A 21,142-nucleotide genomic window follows, 5' to 3' on the forward strand; every position below is an offset into this window, starting at 1 on the left:
TCGGCTGCTCTCCGGGACTGCAAGGGTTCACAGGATGCCCCGGGGTAAGGGCGAAGCCGCGGTGACACGCTGCTCCTGCGGCTCACGTTCATGTGCTGCGCGTCCACCGACGCCGTGGTGGTGGATCGGGGCCACCTGTGGGGTCCGTCGGGGGCAGGGTCAGCGCGAGGACACGGACCCGCCCGGTACCGGCCGGCGTCCCTCGGGGCCGGCGGTGACGAGGTTTCCCCGCCTTTCCCGGTGCTCGTGCACGAGGCGGATCGCCATGGCGCCTTCACCGGTCGCCGAGGCCACCCGTTTGACCGAGCCGCTTCTGACGTCGCCGGCGGCGAAGACTCCGGGAAGGGTGGTCTCCAGCAGCATCGGATCGCGGCCCAGCGAGGCCCACCGGTTCGCGTCGGCCACCGCCCGGGCGTCGGCGCCGGTGAGGACGAAGCCCTTCTCGTCCAAGGCCAGCACGCCCTTGAGCCATTCCGTGCGCGGCCGGGCCCCGATGAACACGAACAGTGCCGAGGCCTGCAGCTCGCGGCGCTCACCGCTCGTGTTGTCCTCCACTGTCAGCGACTCCAGCTTCTCCTCCCCGCCGGCGTCCCGTACTTCGGTGTGGAGGAGCACCTCGATCCTGGGGTGCTGCTCCACCTGGTCCACCAGGTAGCGCGACATGTCCGCGTTGAGATCACCGCCCCGGACGAGGAGGTGGACCTTGGACGCGTGGTTGGCGAGGAACAGCGCAGCCTGCCCGGCGGAGTTCCCACCGCCGACCACGGCGACCGGATCCGCCTCGCAGAGACTGGCCTCGTGGACCGTCGCCGCGTAGTAGACGCTGATGCCTTCCAGACGTTCCAGGCCGGGCCTTTCGAGCCTGCGGTACCACACGCCCGAGGCGAGCACCACGGCGCCGGCCCGGGCCCGGGACCCGTCGGAGAAGGTGACGGCATACTCGTCGTCCTGCGGGGTGAGCCCCGTGACCTGGGCCGGCACCATGAGGCGGGCGCCGAACTTGTGGGCTTGGAGCACCGCGCGTTCGATGAGCTCGCCCCCGGAGATGCCCGACGGGAAGCCGAGGTAGTTCTCGATGCGTGACGAGGTGGCGGCCTGCCCTCCGGTGGCCACCGCGTCGACGGTGACCGTGGTGAGGCCGTCGGAAGCGCCGTACACGGAGGCGGCGAGTCCCGCGGGGCCCGCACCGACGACCAGCACGTCGCACCGTCCGGTATCGGAAGAGGGGACGGGGGCCGGCAGCCCGATGAGCCGGGCGAGTTCGGCGTTGCTCGGATTGCGCAGCACCCTGTCGCCCTTCCAGAGGACCACCGGTGTCTCCTCGGTAGGGATGGCGAACCGGCGCAGCAGTGCCTCCGCATCCTTGTCCCTCTCAAGATCCACCCAGCGGTGGGGCAGCCGGTTGCGTGCCGCGAACTCGCGCAGCCGCACCGTGTCCGGTGAATAGCACGAGCCCAGGATCCGGAAGCCGGCGCCGAGGCCGATGAGCAGGTACCTGCGGCTCAGATAGGCGCGGAGGATCAGGTCGCCGAGGACGGGGTCGCGCCCGACCAGGGCGCGTTGCTGCTCCACCGGTACGGCCAGGATCTCGCCGGCCCGCCGCACCACAGCGGTGTCGAACGCTGCCTGGCCCTCCAGCAGCCCGAGTTCACCGAGGAACCTGCCGGGGCCGTGTACAGCCACCGTGCGCTCGTCGGGCCCGCCGTGGTCGTGGAGGATCTCGACGGTGCCGCTGAGGATCGCGAGGAACTCGCGGAACGGCTGGCCCTCGCAGAACAGCACCTCGCCCACGGCGGCCCTGCGGCGTTCACCGTGCGCGGTCAGGTCCAGGAGCTGCTCCGGTGTCAGGCGCGGGAACGCCCCGTACCGGTCAGGTGTCTCGCGGAACGCAGCGTGCTTGTGCTCGGCCGCGCTCATCAGACCAGGGCCTCGTGAACGAAGCACCAGCGCCAGTCCTCTCCCGGCTCGAAGGACTGCACTATGGGGTGACCGACGCTCCCCGCGTGCCGTCTGGCGTGCTTGAGGAGAGAGGAGTCGCAGCAGCCGACGTGCCCGCAGGTGAGGCAGAGGCGCAGGTGCACCCACGGGGCATGCTCCCTGAGGCACTCCTCGCAGCCCTCCGGTGTACGGGGCGTCACGGGGCGCACCATTGCGAAGTGCGGGTCGGGAATCGTGGCCATGAGGGTTCACCTTCCGTGTCGTGGGGCTCTGACGGTGACCGCACCGTGGTGCTCACCCTCCTACGGTGGGTTGTCGGCCCGCCATCGTCTGCTCGACCCACGCGCGCAGAACGTGTGCGGGTGCCGCGCCGGCCTGCCGGCCGACCGTCTCGCCCTTGTCCAGGACGAGGAGGGTCGGAACGGCCTGCACTTCGAAGCGGCGGCTGAGCTGTGGGTTCATGTCGACATCGACCTTGACGAGCTTGATCCGTCCGGCGAGGTCGCGGGCGACCTGTTCGAGGGCGGGGCTGACCATGCGGCAGGGGCCGCACCAGGTGGCCCAGAGGTCGACGATGACGGGTACCGTGGCGTTGTCGGCGACCTCGGCGAAGTCGTCGTCGCCCGCGTCGACGACCCAGGGCAGGGGCTGCTTGCAGTGGCCGCACCTGGGCCGTCCCTCGGCGGCCACGGGAATCCGGTTGCCGCGCCCGCAGTTCGGGCAGGTCACCGTCGTCGTCCGGGTGGAGTTCACGCCGCCCTCGCCTCCCGGGCCCCCTCCTGCTGGTCGTAGGTGACCACCAGCTCTCCGTGCTCGGCGTCGACACGCACCGTCGCACCGTCCTGGACGTCGCCGCGCAGCAGGGCGCGCCCGACCAGCGTCTCGACCTCGTGGGAGATGTAGCGCCGCAGCGGCCGCGCCCCGTACACCGGGTCGTAGCCCTGGTGGGCAATCGCCTCCTTCGCAGCGTCGGTGAGTTCGACGGTGATGCGGCGCTCGATGAGCCGCTGCCGCAGCTCGTCGAACTGCAGCTCCACGATCCGCTCGATCTGCCGCTCACCGAGCGGCTTGAACAGGACGATGTCGTCGATGCGGTTGAGGAACTCCGGGCGGAAGTGTCCGCGCAGCTCGCCCATCACCAGGGCGCGGGCGTCGGGCTTGATCTCACCCTCGGCGGTGGCGCCGTCGAGAAGGTGCTCGGAGCCGATGTTGGACGTCATGATGATCACGGTGTTGCGGAAGTCGACGGTACGGCCCTGAGCATCGGTGATACGGCCGTCGTCGAGGATCTGCAGCAGAGTGTTGAAGACATCGGTGTGCGCCTTCTCGACCTCGTCGAACAACACGACCGAGTACGGCTTGCGGCGTACGGCCTCGGTGAGCTGGCCGCCCTCCTCGTAGCCGACATATCCGGGCGGTGCGCCCATGAGCCGGCTGACGGTGTGGCGCTCCTGGTACTCACTCATGTCGAGCCGGACCATGTTCTCCTCGGAGTCGAACAGCGCCCGGGCGAGCGTCTTGGCCAGCTCGGTCTTCCCGACGCCGGTGGGGCCCAGGAAGATGAAAGAGCCGATGGGGCGGCGAGGGTCGCGGATACCGGAGCGAGCGCGGATGACGGCGTCGGCGACGAGCTTGACGGCCTCGTCCTGGCCGATGACGCGCTCGCGCAGGATCTCGTCGAGGCGCAGCAGTTTCTCGCGTTCGCCCTCCTGGAGGCGGGCGACGGGGACGCCGGTCCAGGCGGCGACGATCTCGGCGATCTCCTCCTCGGTGACGACCTCGCGCAGCAGTCGGTTCTGTCCTTGTTTGGCGGCCAGTTGCTCCTCCTCCGCGGCGAGTCGGCGCTCCAGGTCCTGGAGGCGGCCATAGCGGAGTTCGGCGGCGCGGTTGAGGTCGTAGGCGCGTTCGGCCTCCTCCGCCTCGTGACGGACCTGCTCCAGTTCCTGGCGCAGTTCCTGCACGCGGCGGATCGCCTGCCTCTCGGCCTCCCACTGGGCGTGTTTGGAATCGGCCTCGGCGCGCAGGTCGGCCAGTTCCTTGCGCAGCTCTTCCAGGCGGGCTTCGCTGGCGGGATCGGTCTCCTTCGAGAGGGCGGCCTCCTCGATCTCCAGGCGGGTGACGCGGCGGGTGATCTCGTCGAGTTCGGCCGGCATGGAGTCGATCTCGGTACGAAGCCGGGCGCACGCCTCGTCCACGAGGTCGATGGCCTTGTCCGGCAGGAACCGCTCGGTGATGTAGCGCTGGCTGAGGGTGGCCGCAGAGACCAGCGCGGTGTCCTGGATCTTCACTCCGTGGAAGACCTCCAGACGTTCGCGTAGTCCTCGCAGGATGGAGATGGTGTCCTCCACGCTCGGCTCGTCGACCACCACCTGCTGGAAACGGCGTTCGAGGGCGGCGTCCTTCTCGATGTGCTTGCGGTACTCGTCGAGGGTGGTGGCGCCGATCATGTGGAGTTCTCCGCGCGCGAGCATCGGCTTGAGCATGTTGCCCGCGTCCATGGCTCCTTCGGCGGCACCTGCGCCCACGACGGTGTGCAGTTCGTCGACGAAGAGCAGGATGCGCCCCTGGGCGGCCTTGACCTCGCTGAGCACGGCCTTGAGCCGTTCCTCGAACTCACCGCGGTACTTGGCCCCGGCGACCAGGGAGCCCATGTCGAGGGCGAACACGGTCCTGTGGCGGAGTCCTTCGGGCACGTCGCCGCGGACGATGCGCTGGGCGAGACCCTCGACGATGGCGGTCTTGCCGACGCCGGGGTCGCCGATGAGGACCGGGTTGTTCTTGGACTTGCGGCTGAGGATCTGGGTGACGCGGCGGATCTCGGTGTCCCGGCCGATGACCGGGTCGAGGCTGCCGGTCCTTGCCTCGGCGACGAGATCGCGGCCGTACTTCTCCAAAGCCTCGTAGGCCACTTCGGGGTTGGCGGAGGTGACGCGCTGGTTCCCCCGGACCTGGGTGAGCGCGCTCAGGAACGAGTCCCTGGTGATGCCGGCCTCCTTGAGCAGACGCCCGGCGGCGGTCGACGAGCCCTCTTCCGCCAGGGCGAGGAGGAGGTGCTCCACCGACACGTACTCGTCCTTGAGGCGTTTGGCCTCGCGTTCGGCAGCATCGAGCAGGCGGGCCAGGCGCTGGGTGACGAAGACCTGGCCGGGGGCTGCGCCGGGGCCGGTGACCCTCGGGCGGCGGGAGAGTTCCTCGCGCACGGCTGCGCGCAGGGCGTTCGGCTCGGTACCGGCCTGTTGCGCCAACCGGGGGATCAGACCGTTCTCCTGATCGAGGAGTGCGAGCAGCAGGTGTTCCCCGTCGACCTCGGTCTGCCCCATGCCGACAGCCGCGGTCTGGGCTTCCTGGAGGGCTTCCTGGGACTTCTGGGTGAGACGATTCATGTCCATGGGGGTGTTTCACTCCTCGTGCCGCGGCGGCGCAGGTCGGCTTCGAGCAGGCTGATGCGATCGAGCAGGTCGAGCACCAGGCCGATCGAGGCGTAGTTGAGGCAGAGTCCGGAGCGCAGCCGCTGGATGCGGGCGAGCACCGCCGGGGCCTCGGGGTCGAACACCAGGTGCCCCGCGGCGTCGCGGTCGGCGTCGACCAGTCCGAGGGCGACGAACCGGCGGATCAGGTCGGGGTGGAGGCCCGAGCGGAGGGCCACGGCGTCCAGGGAGAGTCTGCGGACGGGCACGAGCGCGTACCGGACAGCCGTCGCGAAGGTGGGGGCCGTGCTCGTTCGTACCGGCCGGTCACCCATGCCGGTCCGGCCGATGCCTGCCGCTCCCGCAGGTCGGTCGTTCATCGTGTCCTCCTGGGGTCGAAGGAGGAGGTGGCGGCGAGCTCCTCGAACAGTTCGCGCTCCCGCTCACCCAGGGTGGGCGGCACGACGACGCGGAGTTCGGCGTACAGGTCGCCGTCGGCGCCGCGCGGATTGGGCATGCCCTCGCCGCGCAGCCGCAGTCGCCGGCCGCTGGACGAGCCCGCGGGCACGGTGACCTTGGCCGTGCCACCGCCGGGGGTGGGCACGGGCACGGTCGCACCAAGGGCCGCTTCCCAGGGGGTGACGGGGACCTGGACGTGGACATCGCGGCCGTCGAGTCGGAACTGTGGGTGGGGCTGGACACGCACCCGCAGGTACAAGTCTCCTCCGGGGGCGTCACCACTTCCCCGGCCGCCCTCCCCCGCCAGCCGGATGCGCTGCCCGTCGGTGACGCCCGGCGGCACGTTGACCTCGTACCGCCGCGGCTGACCGGCGGGACCGGCGAGGGTGACGGCGCGACGGCCGCCCTTGAACGCCTCCTCCACGGTGAGCGGCAGCTCAGCCTCCTGGTCGGCCCCCGGTACACCGCCGCGGGCGGCTCCTGCTCCGAAGATCGAGCCGAGAAGGTCCTCGATGTCGACACCGTCCGCCCCGAAGTCGTCGCCGAAGCCGGTGGCGTACCGGACGCGGGGGCCTCCCGCGCCCGCAGTCCTCCGCGCGCGGAAGCCGCCCGCGCCGGCCGCGACCCGTTCGTCGAAGTCCTCGGGGATCTTTCGGAAGTCCTCGCCGAAGCGGTCGTAGCGGGCCCGGGTCTTCGGGTCCGACAGGGCGCTGTACGCCTCGTTGAGGTCCTTGAAGCGTTCCTCCGCCCCCGGGTCCTTGTTGACGTCGGGGTGGTTCTTGCGGGCGAGTGTGCGATATGCCTGCTGGATCTCGTCCTGGCTCGCGGTCCGCGACACGCCCAGCACCTCGTAGAAGTCCCGTGCCATGACCGGTCACTCCCGTTTCGCGACCGTCACGGCGGCGGGCCTGAGCTGCCGCTCGCCGTCCCCGAAGCCGGGGCGCAGCACCTCGACCACTGTGCCCGGCGGCGCGTCGGGGTCCTGGACGACGGCGACCACCTCGTGCCGGGCCGGGTCGAAGGGGACGCCGGTCTCCGCGTGCCGCGGGTAGCCGAGCAGTTCGAGGACGTTGACCGCCTGATCGCGTACGGCCCGTACGCCCTCCACGATCGCGCCGGAGTCCGCTCCTGCATGGGCCAGGGCGAGTTCGAGGTTGTCCAGGACGGGCAGGAAGGCGGCGGCCGTACGGGAACGCTCGACCGTCCGCTCCCGCTCCAGCTCCCTGACGTGACGCTTGCGGAGGTTGTCGAGGTCGGCAAGTGCGCGCCGCCAGCGGTCTTCCAGCTCCCGGATCGCGGTCGTGTGCTCGTCCTCGGACGGTGCGGGGCCGCCGGCCGCGTCGGGGCCGGGTTCCTCGTCCGTGGCAGTCCCGGGCCCCGTCGGCTGGCCCGAGGGCGGGAGATCCCTGCGGGGACGGCGTTCGGTGCCCTCCGGAGCCGGGCCGGCCTGGTCCTGCACGGTGGGGTGAGGTTCCCTGGGGTGGATCGGCATGACGGGTCCTCAGCCCTTGTCGAACTCGGCGTCGATGACGTCGTCGTCACTGCCACCGCCGGTCGCGCCGCCCCCGGTGGCGTCCTGGCCCGGTCCGTCGGTGGCGGCACCGCCCTGATGCGCCGCCAACCCTGCGAGCACCTGCTGGAGTTCGGACGTCAGGGGCCGAACCCGCTCCGCGCCTGCCTCCTCCTTGACCGCCGAACGGGCATCCGACACGAGCATCTCGGCGCGTGCCTTCTCGTGCGCGGGTGCGGCGTCCCCCAGCTCGGCGAGGCGCCTCTCGACCTGGTACGCAACGGCGTCGAGCTCGTTGCGGGCATCGACGGCCTCGCGCAGCGCCTGGTCCTGGCCCCGGTTGCTCTCGGCCTCCTGGACCATGCGTTCGACCTCGCTGCGGTCCAGGTTCGAGCTCTCGCTGATGGTGATGCCCTGTTCCTTGCCGGTGTCCCGGTCCCGGGCTTTGACCTCGAGAATGCCGTTGGCGTCGACGTCGAAGGTGACCTCGACCTGCGGTTCGCCCCGCGGCGCCTGCCGGATGTCGGTGAGCTGGAACCGGCCGAGCACCCGGTTGTCCGCGGCCCGCTCGCGCTCACCCTGGAGGACCACCACATCGACCGCCGGCTGGTTGTCCTCGGCGGTGGAGAAGGTCTCGGAGCGGCGCACCGGGATGGTGGTGTTCCGATCGATGATCTTCGTCATCACGCCGCCACGCGTCTCGACACCCAGCGACAGGGGCGTGACATCGAGCAGCAGGACGTCCTTGACCTCGCCCTTGAGCACCCCGGCCTGGATCGCGGCACCCAGGGCCACGACCTCGTCGGGGTTGACGCTCATGTTGGGTTCCTTGCCGCCGGTCAGCCGGCGCACGAGGGCCTGAACGGCGGGGATGCGGGTGGAACCGCCGACGAGAATGACCTCGTCGATGTCGCTCTCGCCGACTTTGGCGTCGGCCATGGCCTGCTGGACCGGTCCCAGGCACCGCTCCACCAGGTCGCCGGTGATCTGCTCGAACGTGGACCGCATGATCGAGTCGGTGAGGTGCTTGGGACCGGAGGCATCGGCCGTGACGAACGGCAGGCTGACCTGCGTCTGCGTCACCGAACTCAGCTCGGTCTTGGCCTTCTCCGCCGCCTCGAAGAGGCGTTGCAGCGCCTGCGGGTCCTTGCGCAGATCGATGCCGTTCTCCTTCTGGAAGTCGTCCGCCAGGTAATCCACCAGACGCCGGTCGAAGTCGTCGCCGCCCAGGTGGCTGTCACCCGCTGTGGACCGCACCTCCACCACACCGTCGCCGACGTCGAGGATGCTCACGTCGAAGGTGCCGCCGCCCAGGTCGAAGACGAGGACGGTCTCGTGCTGCTTCTTGTCCATGCCGTACGCGAGGGCCGCCGCGGTCGGCTCGTTGATGATCCGCAGCACTTCGAGTCCTGCGATCCGTCCGGCGTCCTTGGTGGCGGTGCGCTGAGCGTCATTGAAGTAGGCGGGCACCGTGATGACCGCCTCCGTGACCCGCTCCCCCAGCTGCTTGGAGGCGTCGTCGGCGAGTTTGCGCAGCACCTGGGCGCTGATCTCCTCAGGCGCATACAGCTTGTCGCGCACCTTGAAGCGAGCCGCGCCGCCGTCGCCCTCGACGACGTCGTAGGCCACTGCCCTGGCCTCGTCGGAGATCTCGTCGAAATGCCGACCGACGAACCGCTTGGCCGAGTAGATGGTCCCCTTGGGATTGAGGATCGCCTGGCGCCGGGCCAGCTGGCCCACCAGTCGCTCACCGGTATCGGTGAAGCCCACTACAGATGGTGTCGTGCGATTGCCCTCGCTGTTGGGCACCACGGACGGCTCGCCGCCCTCCCACACAGCGATCACCGAGTTCGTGGTACCCAGGTCGATACCCACTGCCTTGGCCATGAGAAAATCTCCTCCCGGTGCGGCGGTCCTGCGCCGGCTCTCCTGATCACGTTCGTTCAGGTACGAGTGGGCCGAAAAGCCAACCGATCAGAACACCGGGAAGCGCGCCGCTCGCCGCGCCGTGAAGCGCGGCCCTGCCGTAGTCGATCCGTCCGGTCACCTGCTCCACAAGGCGCAGGTCATGACCGATGATCGCCACCCTTTCCAGTCCTTCCTGCCGGTGCCCGCGGAGCGTGCCGGACCCTGCCCAGGATTGCCGGGCGGGTTGCTTCGCGCCTGCTCCTGACGAGTCAGAAGTGCACGGGCCCGGTACCCCCACGAGTACGAGAGGGGAGATTGTGGAGATCTCGAATGAGTCGCCCCCGAGTGGGTAGGCGTAGAGGTGATCGCCTCCCCGGAGCTCCGGGGAGAACGGAGTGATCCCATGGCCGGCAGCCGGTCACCCTACGCGTACGGCCGCTGCTCCGACTGGGAGGGCAGCCTTCCGCAGGGTGGCGCCGGGCGGCACCCCGCGGGTGCGCGGGGAGAGCTGCGCCCATCGGCCGCGAGTCCGGCCGCCCATGCCCTCCACGCAATGACGGAGCTCTCCCGCGCCCTGTTCGAAGCCCCGGGCGAAGGCGAGATCCTGCGCCTGGCCATGCACCACATAGCCACCGCCGGGCCGTACTGTGCCGAAGCCGGATACCTCCACGTCGACGGCGACCTGGTCCCCAGCCCGAGGAACGATCACACCCATGCCGAATCCGTGGACCGGAGGGTTCGGGAACTGGAGGGGCAGGACGGGCCTGTGACCGTCCCCGACAGGCCCTGGGGCTGGGCCCTGGGGCTACGCGGGAACGAGAGACTTCACGGGTACCTGGTGGTGACCTCCCGAACCCGGCCCACGAGCGCCCAGCGGTCTCTGCTCGCCACGCTCGTCTGGCATACCGCTGCTGCTCTCTCCGTCGCTTTCGCGCAGCGCCGCCAACGCGAGGACGCGCTGGAGCTCTACCGGGTCAAGGAGGACCGCGCCGCTCTTCAGCAGCAGCTGATCTCCGTGGTGGCCGAGCTGAGGAATCAGCGGGCCGTTCACACCCTCATGGCAGACATCGCCGCCTCGGGCGGCGGTGAGGAGGCCGTCACCCGCGCACTGCATGGGCTCACCGGACTTCCGGCGCTGGTCGAAGACCGCTTCGGACGGTTGAAGGCCTGGTCAGGTCCCGGCCGACCCGACCCCTACCCGGAACCGGACCCCGTCCGCCAGAACCACATGCTGCGCGCAGTCGCCCGCGAGGCCGGCCCCGTACGGGTAAAGGACCGACTGATCACTCTGGTCCGCCCGCATGGGGAGTTCCTGGGCGTGCTGGCACTGGTCGACGCCCTCGGTGAGGCCGACGAACACACCCTGTTCGCGCTGGAACACGCCGCCGCGTCGCTCGCCCTGGAGCTGACCCACCTGCGCAGTCTGGCCGAAGTGGAGCTGAGGCTGCACCGTGAGCTGGTCGACGACCTCCTGACAGGAACGGACGCCGCGAGCGCCTACGCCCGGTCCGAGGCAGTCGGACACGACCTGCACCGCAGCCACTACGTCGTCGTCGTGGAGTGGTCGAACCGGACCGCAGACGATTCGTTCGCCCGGGCCGTGGGCCGGGCGGCCTCTGCCGTCGGCATGCACTCGCTGGTGACCCGACGCTCCGACCACGTAGTCCTGGTCGCTGACGACAGGCCGCACGCTCGCGCGCTGCACGAGGCGCTCACCCGGGAGACGGGAACGCGGTCTGGGACGATCGGGGTGAGCGCCCCCTCCGATTCCGTGCCCGACATCCCCCACCGCTACCGGGAGGCGCAGCGCGCTCTCGAAGCGCGCCTCAGTTCGCGCGAGCGGTACGGCACGACCTTCTTCGACGAGCTCGGCCTGTACCGCATCCTGGGACCCGGTGCCGATCACCAGGAACTGGAGACGTTCGTCCACGAGTGGCTCGGGCAGCTCATCGACTACGACTCCCGACATCACGCAGCCATGGTGGAGACCCTCTCCCGGTACTTCGACTACGGCGGCAACTACGACGAGACGGCCGCGTCCCTCGCGATCCACCGCAGCACGCTTCGCTACAGGCTGCAGCGCATCCGCGAGATCAGCGGCAACGACCTCGCGAACGTCGAAGACCGGCTCAACCTCCAGGTGGCCACCCGAGTGTGGAAGATCGTGCTGGGCGGATCCGGCTGACGCCCCTCACAACAGCTGTGCCAACGGGCCGGTGCTGCGGGCACACCTCCCAGCATGGCTTCGTCCCATCGGACCCGAGAATGGATGCCCGGGCCGACGACGCCGCCCTGGCACGGTCCCGCTTCTGTCGTCCCGGAGGCCGGTCGGTCAGCTTGTCGCCCGTACCGCGTCTCTGATCAGGTCGGCGACCCGGGTGGGCTCGGAGAGGGCGACGGCGTGGGAGGCGTCCGGAAGTTCGACGACGACGGCTCCGGCCCGTGCGGCGCCGAAGCGCTGGACCTCGGGGCTGATCGTGCGGTCCGCCCCGGCCACCAGGGCCCAGGCCGGTTTGGTCCGCCATGCCGCCGCGGACGCGGTCTCGGTGAAGGCGGCCACGGCGAGCGGGCGTTGAGCCGCTGCCAGGACGCCTGCGATGTCCTGGGGCACGTCCGCCGCGAACACGGAGGGGAAGGCTGCCTCTTCGATGGTGACCTCGACCCCACAGTCGCCGTCGAGGAGCGGGTACGTCCACTCCTTCAGGCTGCCCGTCAGCGGGGGCTCGGGGAAGTTCCCTTGGAGCTGGCCGAGGCTCTCGCCCTCGTGGGGCACGTAGGCGGCCACGTAGACGAGCGCCACGACGTTCTCCGCGGCGCCGGCCACGGTGATCAGCGCACCGCCGTACGCGTGGCCGACGAGTACGGCCGGGCCGTCGACCTGGGCCAGGACGGAGGCGAGGTAGGCGGCGTCCGATGTCAGGCCCCGCAGCGGGTTGGACGGAGCGATCACCGGGATACCGCTGCTGCGCAGTTCCGAGATGACGCCTATCCAGCCTGTCGCGTCGGCGAAGGCACCGTGCACGAGGACGACGGTGGGGTTGGTCATGGGAGTTCTCTTCTCGGTGTCGGGCCACATGGGGGGCGTCGTCACGACGGTCAGGTCGCGGCCCGGAGTTCGGCAAGAGGTCCGTGCGACCGTTACTCACGGTAGGGCCGTGGGTGTGGCGTCTCTCACTCGTGCGCGCATCCGTGCTGTCACAGGCGCGCACCCACGTCTCAGCGCCTTCGCCCGCCCGGGGCGCCGGCAGTCGTCGCCGCGAAGGCCGATGTCGCCAGCGCCTGCCATTCACTGGGGCTCATGCCGTAGGCCCCACGGAACGTGCGGCTGAAGTGCGAGGGGCTGCTGAAGCCCCAGCGGTGTGCCACCGCGGCCATGGTGATTCTCCGGTCGGAGCGGCCCAGCTCGATCCGGCAGAACTCGAGCCTGCGCCGCCGCACCCATTGGCTCACCGTGCTGCCGTCGTTCTGGAAGAGCTTCTGCAGGTATCGGACGGAGATGTGGTGGGCGCGTGCGATCGACTCCGGCGAGAGGTCGGGGTCCATCAGATGTTCTTCGATGTAGCCGTGGATACGGGACAGCATCTCGTTGCCGGCCCCCGACGCGTCGTCGGCCTCGCCCGTCGTGTCCGCATCGAGGAGTTCCATGACCAGGACGGAGAGGAGGTGTACGGCCGTCCGGGCACGCCGGTCCCCGATCGTGGACCGGCGGAACTCCTCCTCGTCGGCGAGCGCGGTCAGGAACTCGGACGCCAGCGCCCCGATCCCCTCCCCGCCGCGTACGGGTACGCCGAGCACCCTGTTCAGTTCCGGCTCGGTGACGCCCAGATAGCACCGGGGCACCCGGAAGAAGATCATCTGGCAGCCTTCTCCGAACTGCAGCAGATGCCGACGGGCCGGGTCGCAGAAGACCAGGTCGCTCGGCTCCAACGAGGTCTCGGCGCGCTCGTGGACGACGGTGACGGGCCCCCTGACATGGACGCCGAGGTAGACGTGGGTCCGGTCGTTCGTCTGCGGCATCTCGGAAAGCATCTGGACCAGCCACCCCGAGCGGGAGGAGGGCGAGGTCGGATCGGGCGCTTGCCGGGGCACCCGTTCGTGCGCACGTGACATCAGTGTGACGGTCATGGGGATTCTCCTAGCCGTAGGTGCGTGCGGGCGGAGGGCGGATTCACGCCCCGTTCGCCGGCTCCTCGGCCAGGAACTTCTCCACCACGGCATTGAAGGCCGGCGGGTTCTCCAGGAAGGGGAAGTGCGAGCTCGCCACGTCGGAGGCGAAGACGTGCAGGCGTGCGCCGGGAATCCGCTCGGCGACGAAGCGCTGCGAATCGGGGTGCACGTGGCTTCCCTCACAGCCGATCACCAGGGTCGGCACATCGATCCGGGGAAGCACGTCGCGCCAGTCCTGCGCGCAGTGGTCGAACAGCAGCGGTACGGCCGCATAGGCGGGTGTCGACCGGATCTCTTCGCCGACGAAGGCCAACACCTCGGGGTCGGGCTCGCCGGAGAGCATGCCGCGCACGAAGTCGGCGCGGACCGTGTCGCCCTCCGGCCCCGCGAGGGCCGCACCCAGGTACAACAGCCCCGACACATCGAAGATGGCGCCGGAGTCCCGCTGTTCGCGCTCGGTCATCCAGGGCACGGCGGCGACCGCCGCGGGCTGGTCGACGGCGACGAAGCGCCGGATCCGTCCGGTTCCGTACTGGTCGATGAAGCTCCACCACACCGAGACGCCCATGGACCAGCCCAGTGCGTCGAAACGGTTCAGTCCGAGATGGTCGACGAGTTCGAGCACGTCGCGGGAGAGCCGGGCGATGCGGTAGCCGTGACGCGGTTTTCCGGACCTGCCGTGGCCGCGGAGGTCGACGGTGACGATACGGCGACCGGGCGCCAACCCCTCGATCTGATGGCGGAACATCGCCTGCGTCTGCCCCCAGCCGTGCAGCATCACCAGGGGGACGCCCTCGCCGCCGGTGTCCTGGTACGCGAGCCGTGCGCCGTCCGCCGTGATCAGTTCCTTCATGACCTCTCCCCTGGTCAGCGGCGGTACGCCGGTCCCGCCGTCCCGAACATCATCGATGGGGGCCCGCCGCCCGCACCACCGCGAGCTGTAGGAATCGGGCCGTGGATCCTCCTCGCTTTGTCGAAGCGCGGCGGAGGTCAGGTGGCTCCGCCGGCACTCGGGGCGAGGAGTTCTTCCGTTCTGAGGCCGAGGTGGAGCGTGAGCCGGTGGGCGCCGTCGTCGAGGTCGAGTCCGGTGATCTCCTGGATCTGGCGCAGGCGGTAGTAGAGCGACGTGCGGTGGATTCCCAGCGCGTCCGCGGTCCTGGGAATGGATCCCGCGTGTTCGAGGAAGCAGCGCAGAGTCTCCCGAAGGCGGTCGCCGCCGTGCGCCTCGGTCAGGGTGCGGAGCGGCTTGGGGACCAGGGAGGTGTTCAGGGCGTGCTCGGGGAGCTGGAGCAGCACGGCGAGTTCCCCGAGGAGTTCCCAGTCACCGGCGCTCTTGAGGGCGGGCAGTCGGCGTGCCGCGCGCGCCGCCACGAGCGCCTGCTCGTACGACGTCCACGCGTCGTCCAGGCCGGGGTGCCGGCCACCGACGCCGATCACGGGGTCCGCCGACGGGCCGAGGAAGGTGTGGAGTTCTTCCAGGATGCGAGCGGACTGTGCGGTGACCTCGTCCTGACCGGGCGGGCGGTCGCGCAACTGCAGCAGTGTCGCGCGCTCCCTGCCGATCGCGATGAGGCCCTGGGCCGAGCGCGTCTGCCGGAATCCCTCGAGCGCCCCCCACAGGGCCGCCTCGGACTGTCGCACGGGCTCGGTCGCGCAGCTCAGCTGCACCACGGTGACCAGGACGTGTTCAGCCAGTCCGAGCAGCCCGAGTTCCCTGCCCCGCCGGCGTGCGGTGGTACGGGCGGCGAGGTCGGCGCCGACGAGTTCGAGGACGAGCTCCCGTTCGTCGGCCTTCCGGGTGTCGGTGGCGATGTGCTCTCCGTACATCTGGGCGGCCATGGCGTCCGCGGCCCGGGCGATGGCACGCGTCTCGTGTTCTGCGAGCGTCTTCTCGGGCACGACCACCAGGAGCAGTCCGAGGAGATGCCCGCGTGCGCGCAGGGGCACGACGTAACGGGGCAGCAGTCCCAGATCATCACGGCCGTCGATGAATCCGGCTCTGGACCACTGCGTCACGCCCTGGGCGAGGACGTAGCGGATGGTCGCGTTGTCTGCGCGGCCCTGCAGCAGGGTGCCGATCCGCACCGGGTCCTCGTCACCGAAGTGGCGGCTCGTGCAGACCATACGGACCAGCGGGTCGTCGACGGCGACGGACCGGCCGAGCCGCTCCGCGAGCTCGTCGACGAGTGCCTGAAGCTCGGGGCTGCCGGGGCGGGCTCGCTGGAGCCTTACGGTCATGCGGTGTTCCTCTCTCGATCAACTGTCCCCGCGGACTTCTCCGTTCGGCGGTTCTTGATCAGTCTGAGGAAACGGCGACGTCGGCACATCGCATGAATCGTCCATTGCCATGGCGCTTGCATGGGAGACGAAGCGACTACTCTCCGCTGTCACGCTGCTTCACCAGCCGGGGCAGCTCCGCGCGCGAGGTGACGTCCAGCTTGGTGAAGGCCCGGCGCAGGTGCGAACTCACCGTGTGCGGCGAGAGGGAGAGGATCTCGGCCACCTGTTGATTGGTCAGCCCTCGGGCCACGAGCCGTACGACCCGTGTCTCCGCCGGCGTCAACTCGGGCCATTCACCGTCGAGTCGGGCCGGGAAGGGCCGGCGGCGGACACCGCTGGCCCGAAGGCGCCGGCGCACCCGTGCGACGTCGCGTTCGGCGCCCGCCCTCGCATAGAGCGAGAGGGCCTTCTCGAAGTACAGCACCGCTTCGGGCTCGCGGGTGGCCGCCAGCTTGCGTCCGGCGTCCTCCAGCGCCGACGCCCGGGCCAGCACCCGGGGGCAGTCCTCGTACAGCCGGACGGCGTGTGCCAGCCGGTCGAGGTCGTTGTCGAGGAGTCCCCGGGCGTGCGCGGCAGTGGCGGCGAGGAACGTGAGGTCGGGATTGAGCGCGGCTCGCCGCTCGGCCTGGGCGACCGCCTGCGCGGCCCGTTCGTGGGCGCCGGCGCGCAGTGCCATGCGGACGAGCACCGGGGCGTCGGCGGGGTCGATCAGGCCGGCGTAGGCGGGCCGGTCCGCGGCGGGGGACGTCATCACCCCGTCGAGTTCGTCCATGGCCCGGTCGGGCCGCCCTTCGAGGTCGGCCATCAGCGCCAGCATCCAGGAGCCGAAGTGCCGGACGACGGGGGCGTCGTCGCCGCGCATGCGCCTCGCCTCCGCAGCGTACGCCTGTGCGGTCTGCCGGTCGCCGGTGTGGTGGGCGACGCGCATCATCACGTACCGGAGCGTGACGTCGGCGAGGTTGCCCGGGCCGGGATCGTCGGCCGTGGGGGAAGCGGCTTCGGCGTCGGCCCGGGCATCCGTCAGCCGTCCGATCTCCAGAAGGATGCGGGAGCGGGTCATCAGCCACATACGGGTGGCGGCGGTCCGGCCCTGCTCACTGGTGATCCGGATGCCGTCCTCGGCGACGGCGAGCGCCTCCGCCGTACGCCCGGTGGTGTTCGACAGGAGAGCGTGCCACAGGGCCTCCGGTACCCACAGCGAGGTGCTGACGCCCAGGGCGTCGGCCAGCGCGGCGGACCGCTCGGCCTGCCGGAACGCCTCGGTCAGGTCCATGCGGTGGAAACTCACGGCCGAGCGGACCGTCGTCAAGGTGGCCTCAGCGGCACGGTCACCTGCTGTCGCAGCGGTCTCCCACGCCTCCGCGGCGACCTGTTCGGCCGCCGCGTGCTCGCCCGACATCGACAGGCCGACGGCGAGCATGGCGAGCAGTCGTCCCCGCGCGGTCACCGAGATCCCGGGCAGGCCCGCGCCGGCGCGGGCCTGACTGACCGCCTCGGAGAAGTCGAAGGATACGGCGAGGCGTGCCAGGGCGAGGCGGACGAGCGCCTCGTCCTCGGGTTCGAGACCGCCGGCCGCCAGGGCGGAGGCGCCCAGCTCACGCGCCTGGACGGCCCGGCCCGTCTGCCAGAGCAGCGGGATCGTCTCGGCGATGATCCGCGGCCGCTCCGGAGCGTCCGCGGCCGTGAGTTCCAGGGCCTTGAGGCTGCGCTCCGCAGCGGGTCGGGGTGCGGTGGCCGCGAGTTCCGCCGCTTCGGTGCGCAGCCGGTCGGCCTCGGCGGCGTCCGTCGGTGCCGGCCTCTCGGCCTCCGCGGCATCAGCCGGTGCTCTCCCCGGCGGCAGCCCGGCGGCCTGTCGGCGCAGGGCGTGGCGCAGGGGCAGGGGGAGGCCGGCGTCCACCGCCTCGCGGATCAGGTCGTGGCGGAAGGCGAGGCGATCGCCGCTCTCGGCGAGCAGATCGGCGTCGAGGGATTCCCGTACGGCGGTGATGAGCGCCGCCGAGGACCTGCCGAGCAGTTCGGCGAGCAGCGCGACGGTGACGGTGCCGCCCACGGCGGCCGCCGTCTGCACCAGCTCCCGCGCCTCCTCGGAGAGCTGGTCGAGGCGGCGCGCGACGGAGGGGAGCTGCCGGGGGGCGGGTGGTCCGGCCGGCAGCCTGGCCATGCCGTTCTCGATCGTCACCGCCTCCTCGCGCAGCGAGCCGAGCAGCTCGACCAACAGCTGGGGAACCCCCTCGGCGCGGCGGGCGAGGCGGAGGACGTCCGGGTCGGGAGGGGCGCCGAGGACGTCCTCGGTGATCCGGGCGATCGCACGGTCCTCCAGCGCTTCGATGACCAGCTCGTGTGCGCCCGCCTGACGGATCCGGTCCAGGGTCGTGCGTACTCCCGACGGCACGCTGCCGGCGCGCACGGCGACCAGCCACAGGATCGGGTGCGACGAGAGTCCCGCCGCGAGGGTGTGGAAGGTGAGGAGGGTCAGGTCGTCGCACCACTGGAGGTCGTCGAGGACGACGAGCAGCGGTCCGTTCCGGGCCGCCTCCCGCAGCCGGTCCCCCAGTTCCTGAAGCAGCCAGAAACGCTGGCCTGGCGTCGTCGCGAGGTCCCGGAGCCGTTGGGCGCCCGACAGCGGTTCCTCGCCGGCGAGTACGCCTTCCAGGAGCGGCCCGAGCGGGACGAACTGGTCGTCGGGGTCCGCCGCCCCCTCGAACACCCGTGTCCCGCCCCGCCTCGCGGCCGCCGCGGCCTCGGCGAGGATCCTGGACCTGCCGATGCCGGCGGGGCCCTCCACGCGGACGATCCCGCCTCGGCCCCGGCCGAGCGCTTCGAGCCGCTCCTCGATGAACGCCATTTCGGCGTCCCTGCCTCGGAGGGGTGTCCGTACACCGTCGAGCTCCTCGGGCGCGGTGCTTGTCGTCACTCGGTTCACGCTCATTCCGCCGGCCTGGGCCGCACGGGACGGCCCCGGTTCTCGTGCGGTACGGCGGAACAGTATGAACTATGTGAACCGGCCCGCCCTCGGCCGGGGCGGGCGCCCTTCTCAGTCGAAGCGCAGGTCGGCGAGTTGCCGTTCGAGGACGGTGACGTCGTCCTCGGGCTGTTCCCCGACCGGGCGCGCCGCCATGAGCGTGGCGAGCTCGGCGCCCGCGCGGCGGACCCGGCCGGGCAGGCCGTCGGTGTACTCGTCTCCGCCGGAGCCCCAGTCCTCGGAGGCCGCGAACACGGCGGTGGGGACGACGACGGCGCGGAGATGGGCGAAGAGCGGGCGGACGGCGTGCTCCAGGACCAGGGAGTGGCGGGCGGTTCCGCCCGTCGCCGCGGTCAGGACCGGCTTCCCGGTGAGGGCGTCCGGGTCGATCACGTCGAAGAAGGACTTGAAGAGGCCGCTGTAGGAGGCCGCGAACACGGGGGTCACGACGATCAGGCCGTCGGCCGCCGTCACCGCGTCGATCGCGGCACTCAGGCGCGGGGGCGGAAAACCGGTCACGAGGTGGTGGGCGATGTCGCCGGCCAGTTCGCGCAGCTCCACGAGCTCCGTCGACGCCTCGTGCCCCCGGGCGGCGAGTTCGTCGCGGGCGGATTCGGTCAGCCGGTCCGCGAGCAGGCGGGTGGAGGAGGGGGTGCTCAGCCCCGCGGAGACCACGGTCAGCCTCATGCGGCGGACACCTCCCCGAGGGGACGGAGCGACGCGTGCGCGGGGGCCTGCGGCACGTCGGCCGGTCGTCCCTTGGCGAATTCCCTCCGCAGGACGGGCACGACCTCCTCACCGAGGAGGTCGAGCTGTTCGAGGACGGTCTTCAGGGGCAGGCCCGCGTGGTCCATGAGGAACAGCTGGCGCTGGTAGTCGCCGACGGTCTCCCGGAACGACAGGGTCCGCTCGATGACCTGCTGGGGCGAGCCCACGGTCAGCGGGGTCTGCTCGGTGAAGTCCTCCAGCGACGGGCCGTGGCCGTACACCGGCGCGTTGTCGAAGTAGGGACGGAACTCCCTCAGGGCGTCCTGGGAGTTCTTCCGCATGAAGACCTGTCCGCCCAGGCCGACGATCGCCTGTTCGGGGGTGCCGTGGCCGTGGTGCGCGAACCGGCGCCGGTAGAGCTGCACCATGCGCCTGGTGTGGTCGGCGGGCCAGAAGATGTTGTTGTGGAAGAAGCCGTCGCCGTAGAAGGCGGCCTGCTCCGCGATCTCGGGGGACCTGATGGAGCCGTGCCAGACGAAGGGCGGAACGCCGTCCAGGGGCCGCGGCGTCGAGGTGAAGGCCTGGAGCGGCGTACGGAACGTGCCCTCCCAGTCCACGACGTCCTCGCGCCACAACCGGCGCAGCAGCGCGTAGTTCTCCTTGGCGAGGTTGATGCCCTGGCGGATGTCCTGTCCGAACCACGGGTATACGGGTCCGGTGTTGCCGCGGCCCAGCATGAGGTCGACCCGGCCGTCGGCCAGGTGCTGGAGCATCGCGTAGTCCTCGGCGATCTTCACCGGGTCGTTGGTGGTGATCAGCGTCGTGGACGTGGAGAGGATCAGTCTCTCGGTGCGGGCGGCGATGTAGCCGAGCAGGGTGGTCGGCGACGACGGCACGAACGGAGGGTTGTGGTGCTCGCCCGTCGCGAAGACGTCGAGCCCGACCTCCTCGGCCTTGAGCGCGATCGCGACCATCGCCTTGATGCGCTCGCGTTCGGTCGGTGTGCGACCGGTGGTGGGGTCGGGGGTCACGTCCCCGACGGTGAAGATGCCGAACTGCATGGGGTGTCTGCTCTCCTGAGCTCGTCCGGTTCCCGCGCCGGGGAACCGGGGGGCGGCCGGGGTGTCGCCGGGAGCCGCGGCGTCACCCCGGCGGGTCAGCGGTGGGGCGTCACTTCGCCAGGAAGGCGAGGAGCGCGGTGTTGACCTCCTCGGCGTGGGTCCACAGCAGACCGTGTGGGGCGCCCTCGATCTCGACGTAGTCGGCCGACGGCAGCGCCTTGTGGAAGGGGCGCGCGGTGCCCTCGGCCGGAAGGATGCGGTCGGCGGTGCCGTGCAGGATCAGAGCCGGCACGTCGACGGCGGGGATGTCGGCGCGGAAGTCGGTGTACCAGGTGGTCGGGGCGGCGGAGGCGGCGAAGGAGCCGCCACTGGCCGCGGTGTTCCAGCTGTTGCGGACGGCTTCCTCGCTGATGCGGGTGCCGAGGTTCTCGTCGAGGTTGTAGAAGTCGTTGAAGAAGGCCGTGTAGTAGGCGTACCGGTCGGCCTTGACGGCGGCGACGACGCCGTCGAAGAACTCCTTCGGGGCGACGCCGTCGGGGTTGTCGTCGCTCTTGAGCAGGCAGGGTTCGAGGGAGGCCAGGAAGGCGACCTTGGCGACGCGGCCGGAGCCGTACGCGGCCACGTAGCGGGCGACCTCGCCGGTGCCCATCGAGAAGCCGACGAGGACGGCGTCCTTCAGGTCGAGGGTCTCCATCACCGTGTTCAGGTCGGCGGCGAAGGTGTCGTAGTCGTAGCCGGTGGT

Annotated in this window: 18 protein-coding genes; 1 reads left to right on the forward strand and 17 read right to left on the reverse strand. The window is 70.7% G+C overall.

Going from position 1 to position 21,142, the window contains the following annotated elements:
* Positions 1-159 precede the first annotated feature (159 nt).
* The 9 genes from AVW11_RS17260 to AVW11_RS37725 are packed head-to-tail and all read right to left on the reverse strand — an operon-like array spanning position 160 to position 9,400.
* Positions 160-1,917 carry an FAD-dependent oxidoreductase gene (locus AVW11_RS17260; protein WP_076044574.1) on the reverse strand — a complete coding sequence of 586 codons (1,758 nt, stop codon included), beginning with the start codon at positions 1,915-1,917 and terminating at the stop codon, positions 160-162.
* Complete coding sequence (locus AVW11_RS17265) at positions 1,917-2,180, reverse strand: UBP-type zinc finger domain-containing protein (protein WP_060177831.1); 264 nt, start codon at positions 2,178-2,180, stop codon at positions 1,917-1,919. The genes AVW11_RS17260 and AVW11_RS17265 overlap by 1 nt, the downstream gene beginning before the upstream one ends.
* A gap of 52 nt (positions 2,181-2,232) precedes the next feature.
* On the reverse strand, positions 2,233-2,691 hold the full coding sequence (trxA, locus tag AVW11_RS17270; protein ID WP_076044576.1) for a thioredoxin: 459 nt from the start codon (positions 2,689-2,691) through the stop codon (positions 2,233-2,235).
* Positions 2,688-5,327 (reverse strand): ATP-dependent chaperone ClpB, encoded by a 2,640-nt coding sequence (clpB, locus tag AVW11_RS17275; RefSeq protein WP_076044578.1) that lies wholly within the window; start codon positions 5,325-5,327, stop codon positions 2,688-2,690. The genes trxA and clpB overlap by 4 nt, the downstream gene beginning before the upstream one ends.
* Positions 5,318-5,725, reverse strand: coding sequence for a chaperone modulator CbpM (locus AVW11_RS17280; protein WP_060177834.1), 408 nt, complete (start codon positions 5,723-5,725; stop codon positions 5,318-5,320). Before AVW11_RS17280 ends, clpB begins: the two co-directional genes overlap by 10 nt.
* Positions 5,722-6,672, reverse strand: a complete 951-nt coding sequence (locus AVW11_RS17285; RefSeq protein WP_076044580.1) for a DnaJ C-terminal domain-containing protein — start codon at positions 6,670-6,672, stop codon at positions 5,722-5,724. Before AVW11_RS17285 ends, AVW11_RS17280 begins: the two co-directional genes overlap by 4 nt.
* Positions 6,673-6,678: 6 nt before the next feature.
* Positions 6,679-7,296, reverse strand: a complete 618-nt coding sequence (locus tag AVW11_RS17290; protein WP_076044582.1) for a nucleotide exchange factor GrpE — start codon at positions 7,294-7,296, stop codon at positions 6,679-6,681.
* A gap of 9 nt (positions 7,297-7,305) precedes the next feature.
* A complete protein-coding gene (gene dnaK / locus AVW11_RS17295) occupies positions 7,306-9,201 on the reverse strand; it encodes a molecular chaperone DnaK (protein ID WP_060177837.1) in 1,896 nt (631 codons plus the stop codon).
* 46 nt (positions 9,202-9,247) lie between these two features.
* A complete protein-coding gene (locus tag AVW11_RS37725) occupies positions 9,248-9,400 on the reverse strand; it encodes a general stress protein (protein ID WP_167389230.1) in 153 nt (50 codons plus the stop codon).
* A gap of 375 nt (positions 9,401-9,775) precedes the next feature.
* Between AVW11_RS37725 and AVW11_RS17305 the strand changes: the two genes are divergently transcribed.
* Entirely contained in the window at positions 9,776-11,407 is a 1,632-nt protein-coding gene (locus AVW11_RS17305; RefSeq protein ID WP_240528203.1) for a PucR family transcriptional regulator, read from the forward strand.
* Between the two features lie 147 nt (positions 11,408-11,554).
* Here AVW11_RS17305 and AVW11_RS17310 read toward each other — a convergent pair whose 3' ends face one another.
* The 8 genes from AVW11_RS17310 to AVW11_RS17345 form a co-directional block, all read right to left on the reverse strand.
* Entirely contained in the window at positions 11,555-12,268 is a 714-nt protein-coding gene (locus AVW11_RS17310) for an alpha/beta fold hydrolase (protein ID WP_060177838.1), read from the reverse strand.
* Positions 12,269-12,438: 170 nt separating this feature from the next.
* Positions 12,439-13,347: a helix-turn-helix domain-containing protein gene (locus AVW11_RS17315; protein WP_063834891.1), complete on the reverse strand. Its 909-nt coding sequence runs from the start codon at positions 13,345-13,347 to the stop codon at positions 12,439-12,441.
* Between the two features lie 43 nt (positions 13,348-13,390).
* Positions 13,391-14,242, reverse strand: coding sequence for an alpha/beta fold hydrolase (locus AVW11_RS17320; protein ID WP_060177839.1), 852 nt, complete (start codon positions 14,240-14,242; stop codon positions 13,391-13,393).
* A 137-nt stretch (positions 14,243-14,379) separates the two neighbouring features.
* Positions 14,380-15,627, reverse strand: a complete 1,248-nt coding sequence (locus AVW11_RS17325; RefSeq protein WP_076044586.1) for a PucR family transcriptional regulator — start codon at positions 15,625-15,627, stop codon at positions 14,380-14,382.
* Between the two features lie 136 nt (positions 15,628-15,763).
* Positions 15,764-18,583: a helix-turn-helix transcriptional regulator gene (locus tag AVW11_RS17330; protein ID WP_338058860.1), complete on the reverse strand. Its 2,820-nt coding sequence runs from the start codon at positions 18,581-18,583 to the stop codon at positions 15,764-15,766.
* A 120-nt stretch (positions 18,584-18,703) separates the two neighbouring features.
* Complete coding sequence (locus AVW11_RS17335; RefSeq protein WP_060177842.1) at positions 18,704-19,318, reverse strand: FMN reductase; 615 nt, start codon at positions 19,316-19,318, stop codon at positions 18,704-18,706.
* Positions 19,315-20,400: an LLM class flavin-dependent oxidoreductase gene (locus AVW11_RS17340; protein WP_030838483.1), complete on the reverse strand. Its 1,086-nt coding sequence runs from the start codon at positions 20,398-20,400 to the stop codon at positions 19,315-19,317. The genes AVW11_RS17335 and AVW11_RS17340 overlap by 4 nt, the downstream gene beginning before the upstream one ends.
* 109 nt (positions 20,401-20,509) lie before the next feature.
* The coding region (locus AVW11_RS17345) for an alpha/beta fold hydrolase (protein ID WP_076044590.1) at positions 20,510-21,142 on the reverse strand (633 nt) is incomplete at its 5' end.

Origin of the sequence: Streptomyces amritsarensis, assembly GCF_001953875.1 — a bacterium.
Classification (GTDB): domain Bacteria; phylum Actinomycetota; class Actinomycetes; order Streptomycetales; family Streptomycetaceae; genus Streptomyces; species Streptomyces amritsarensis.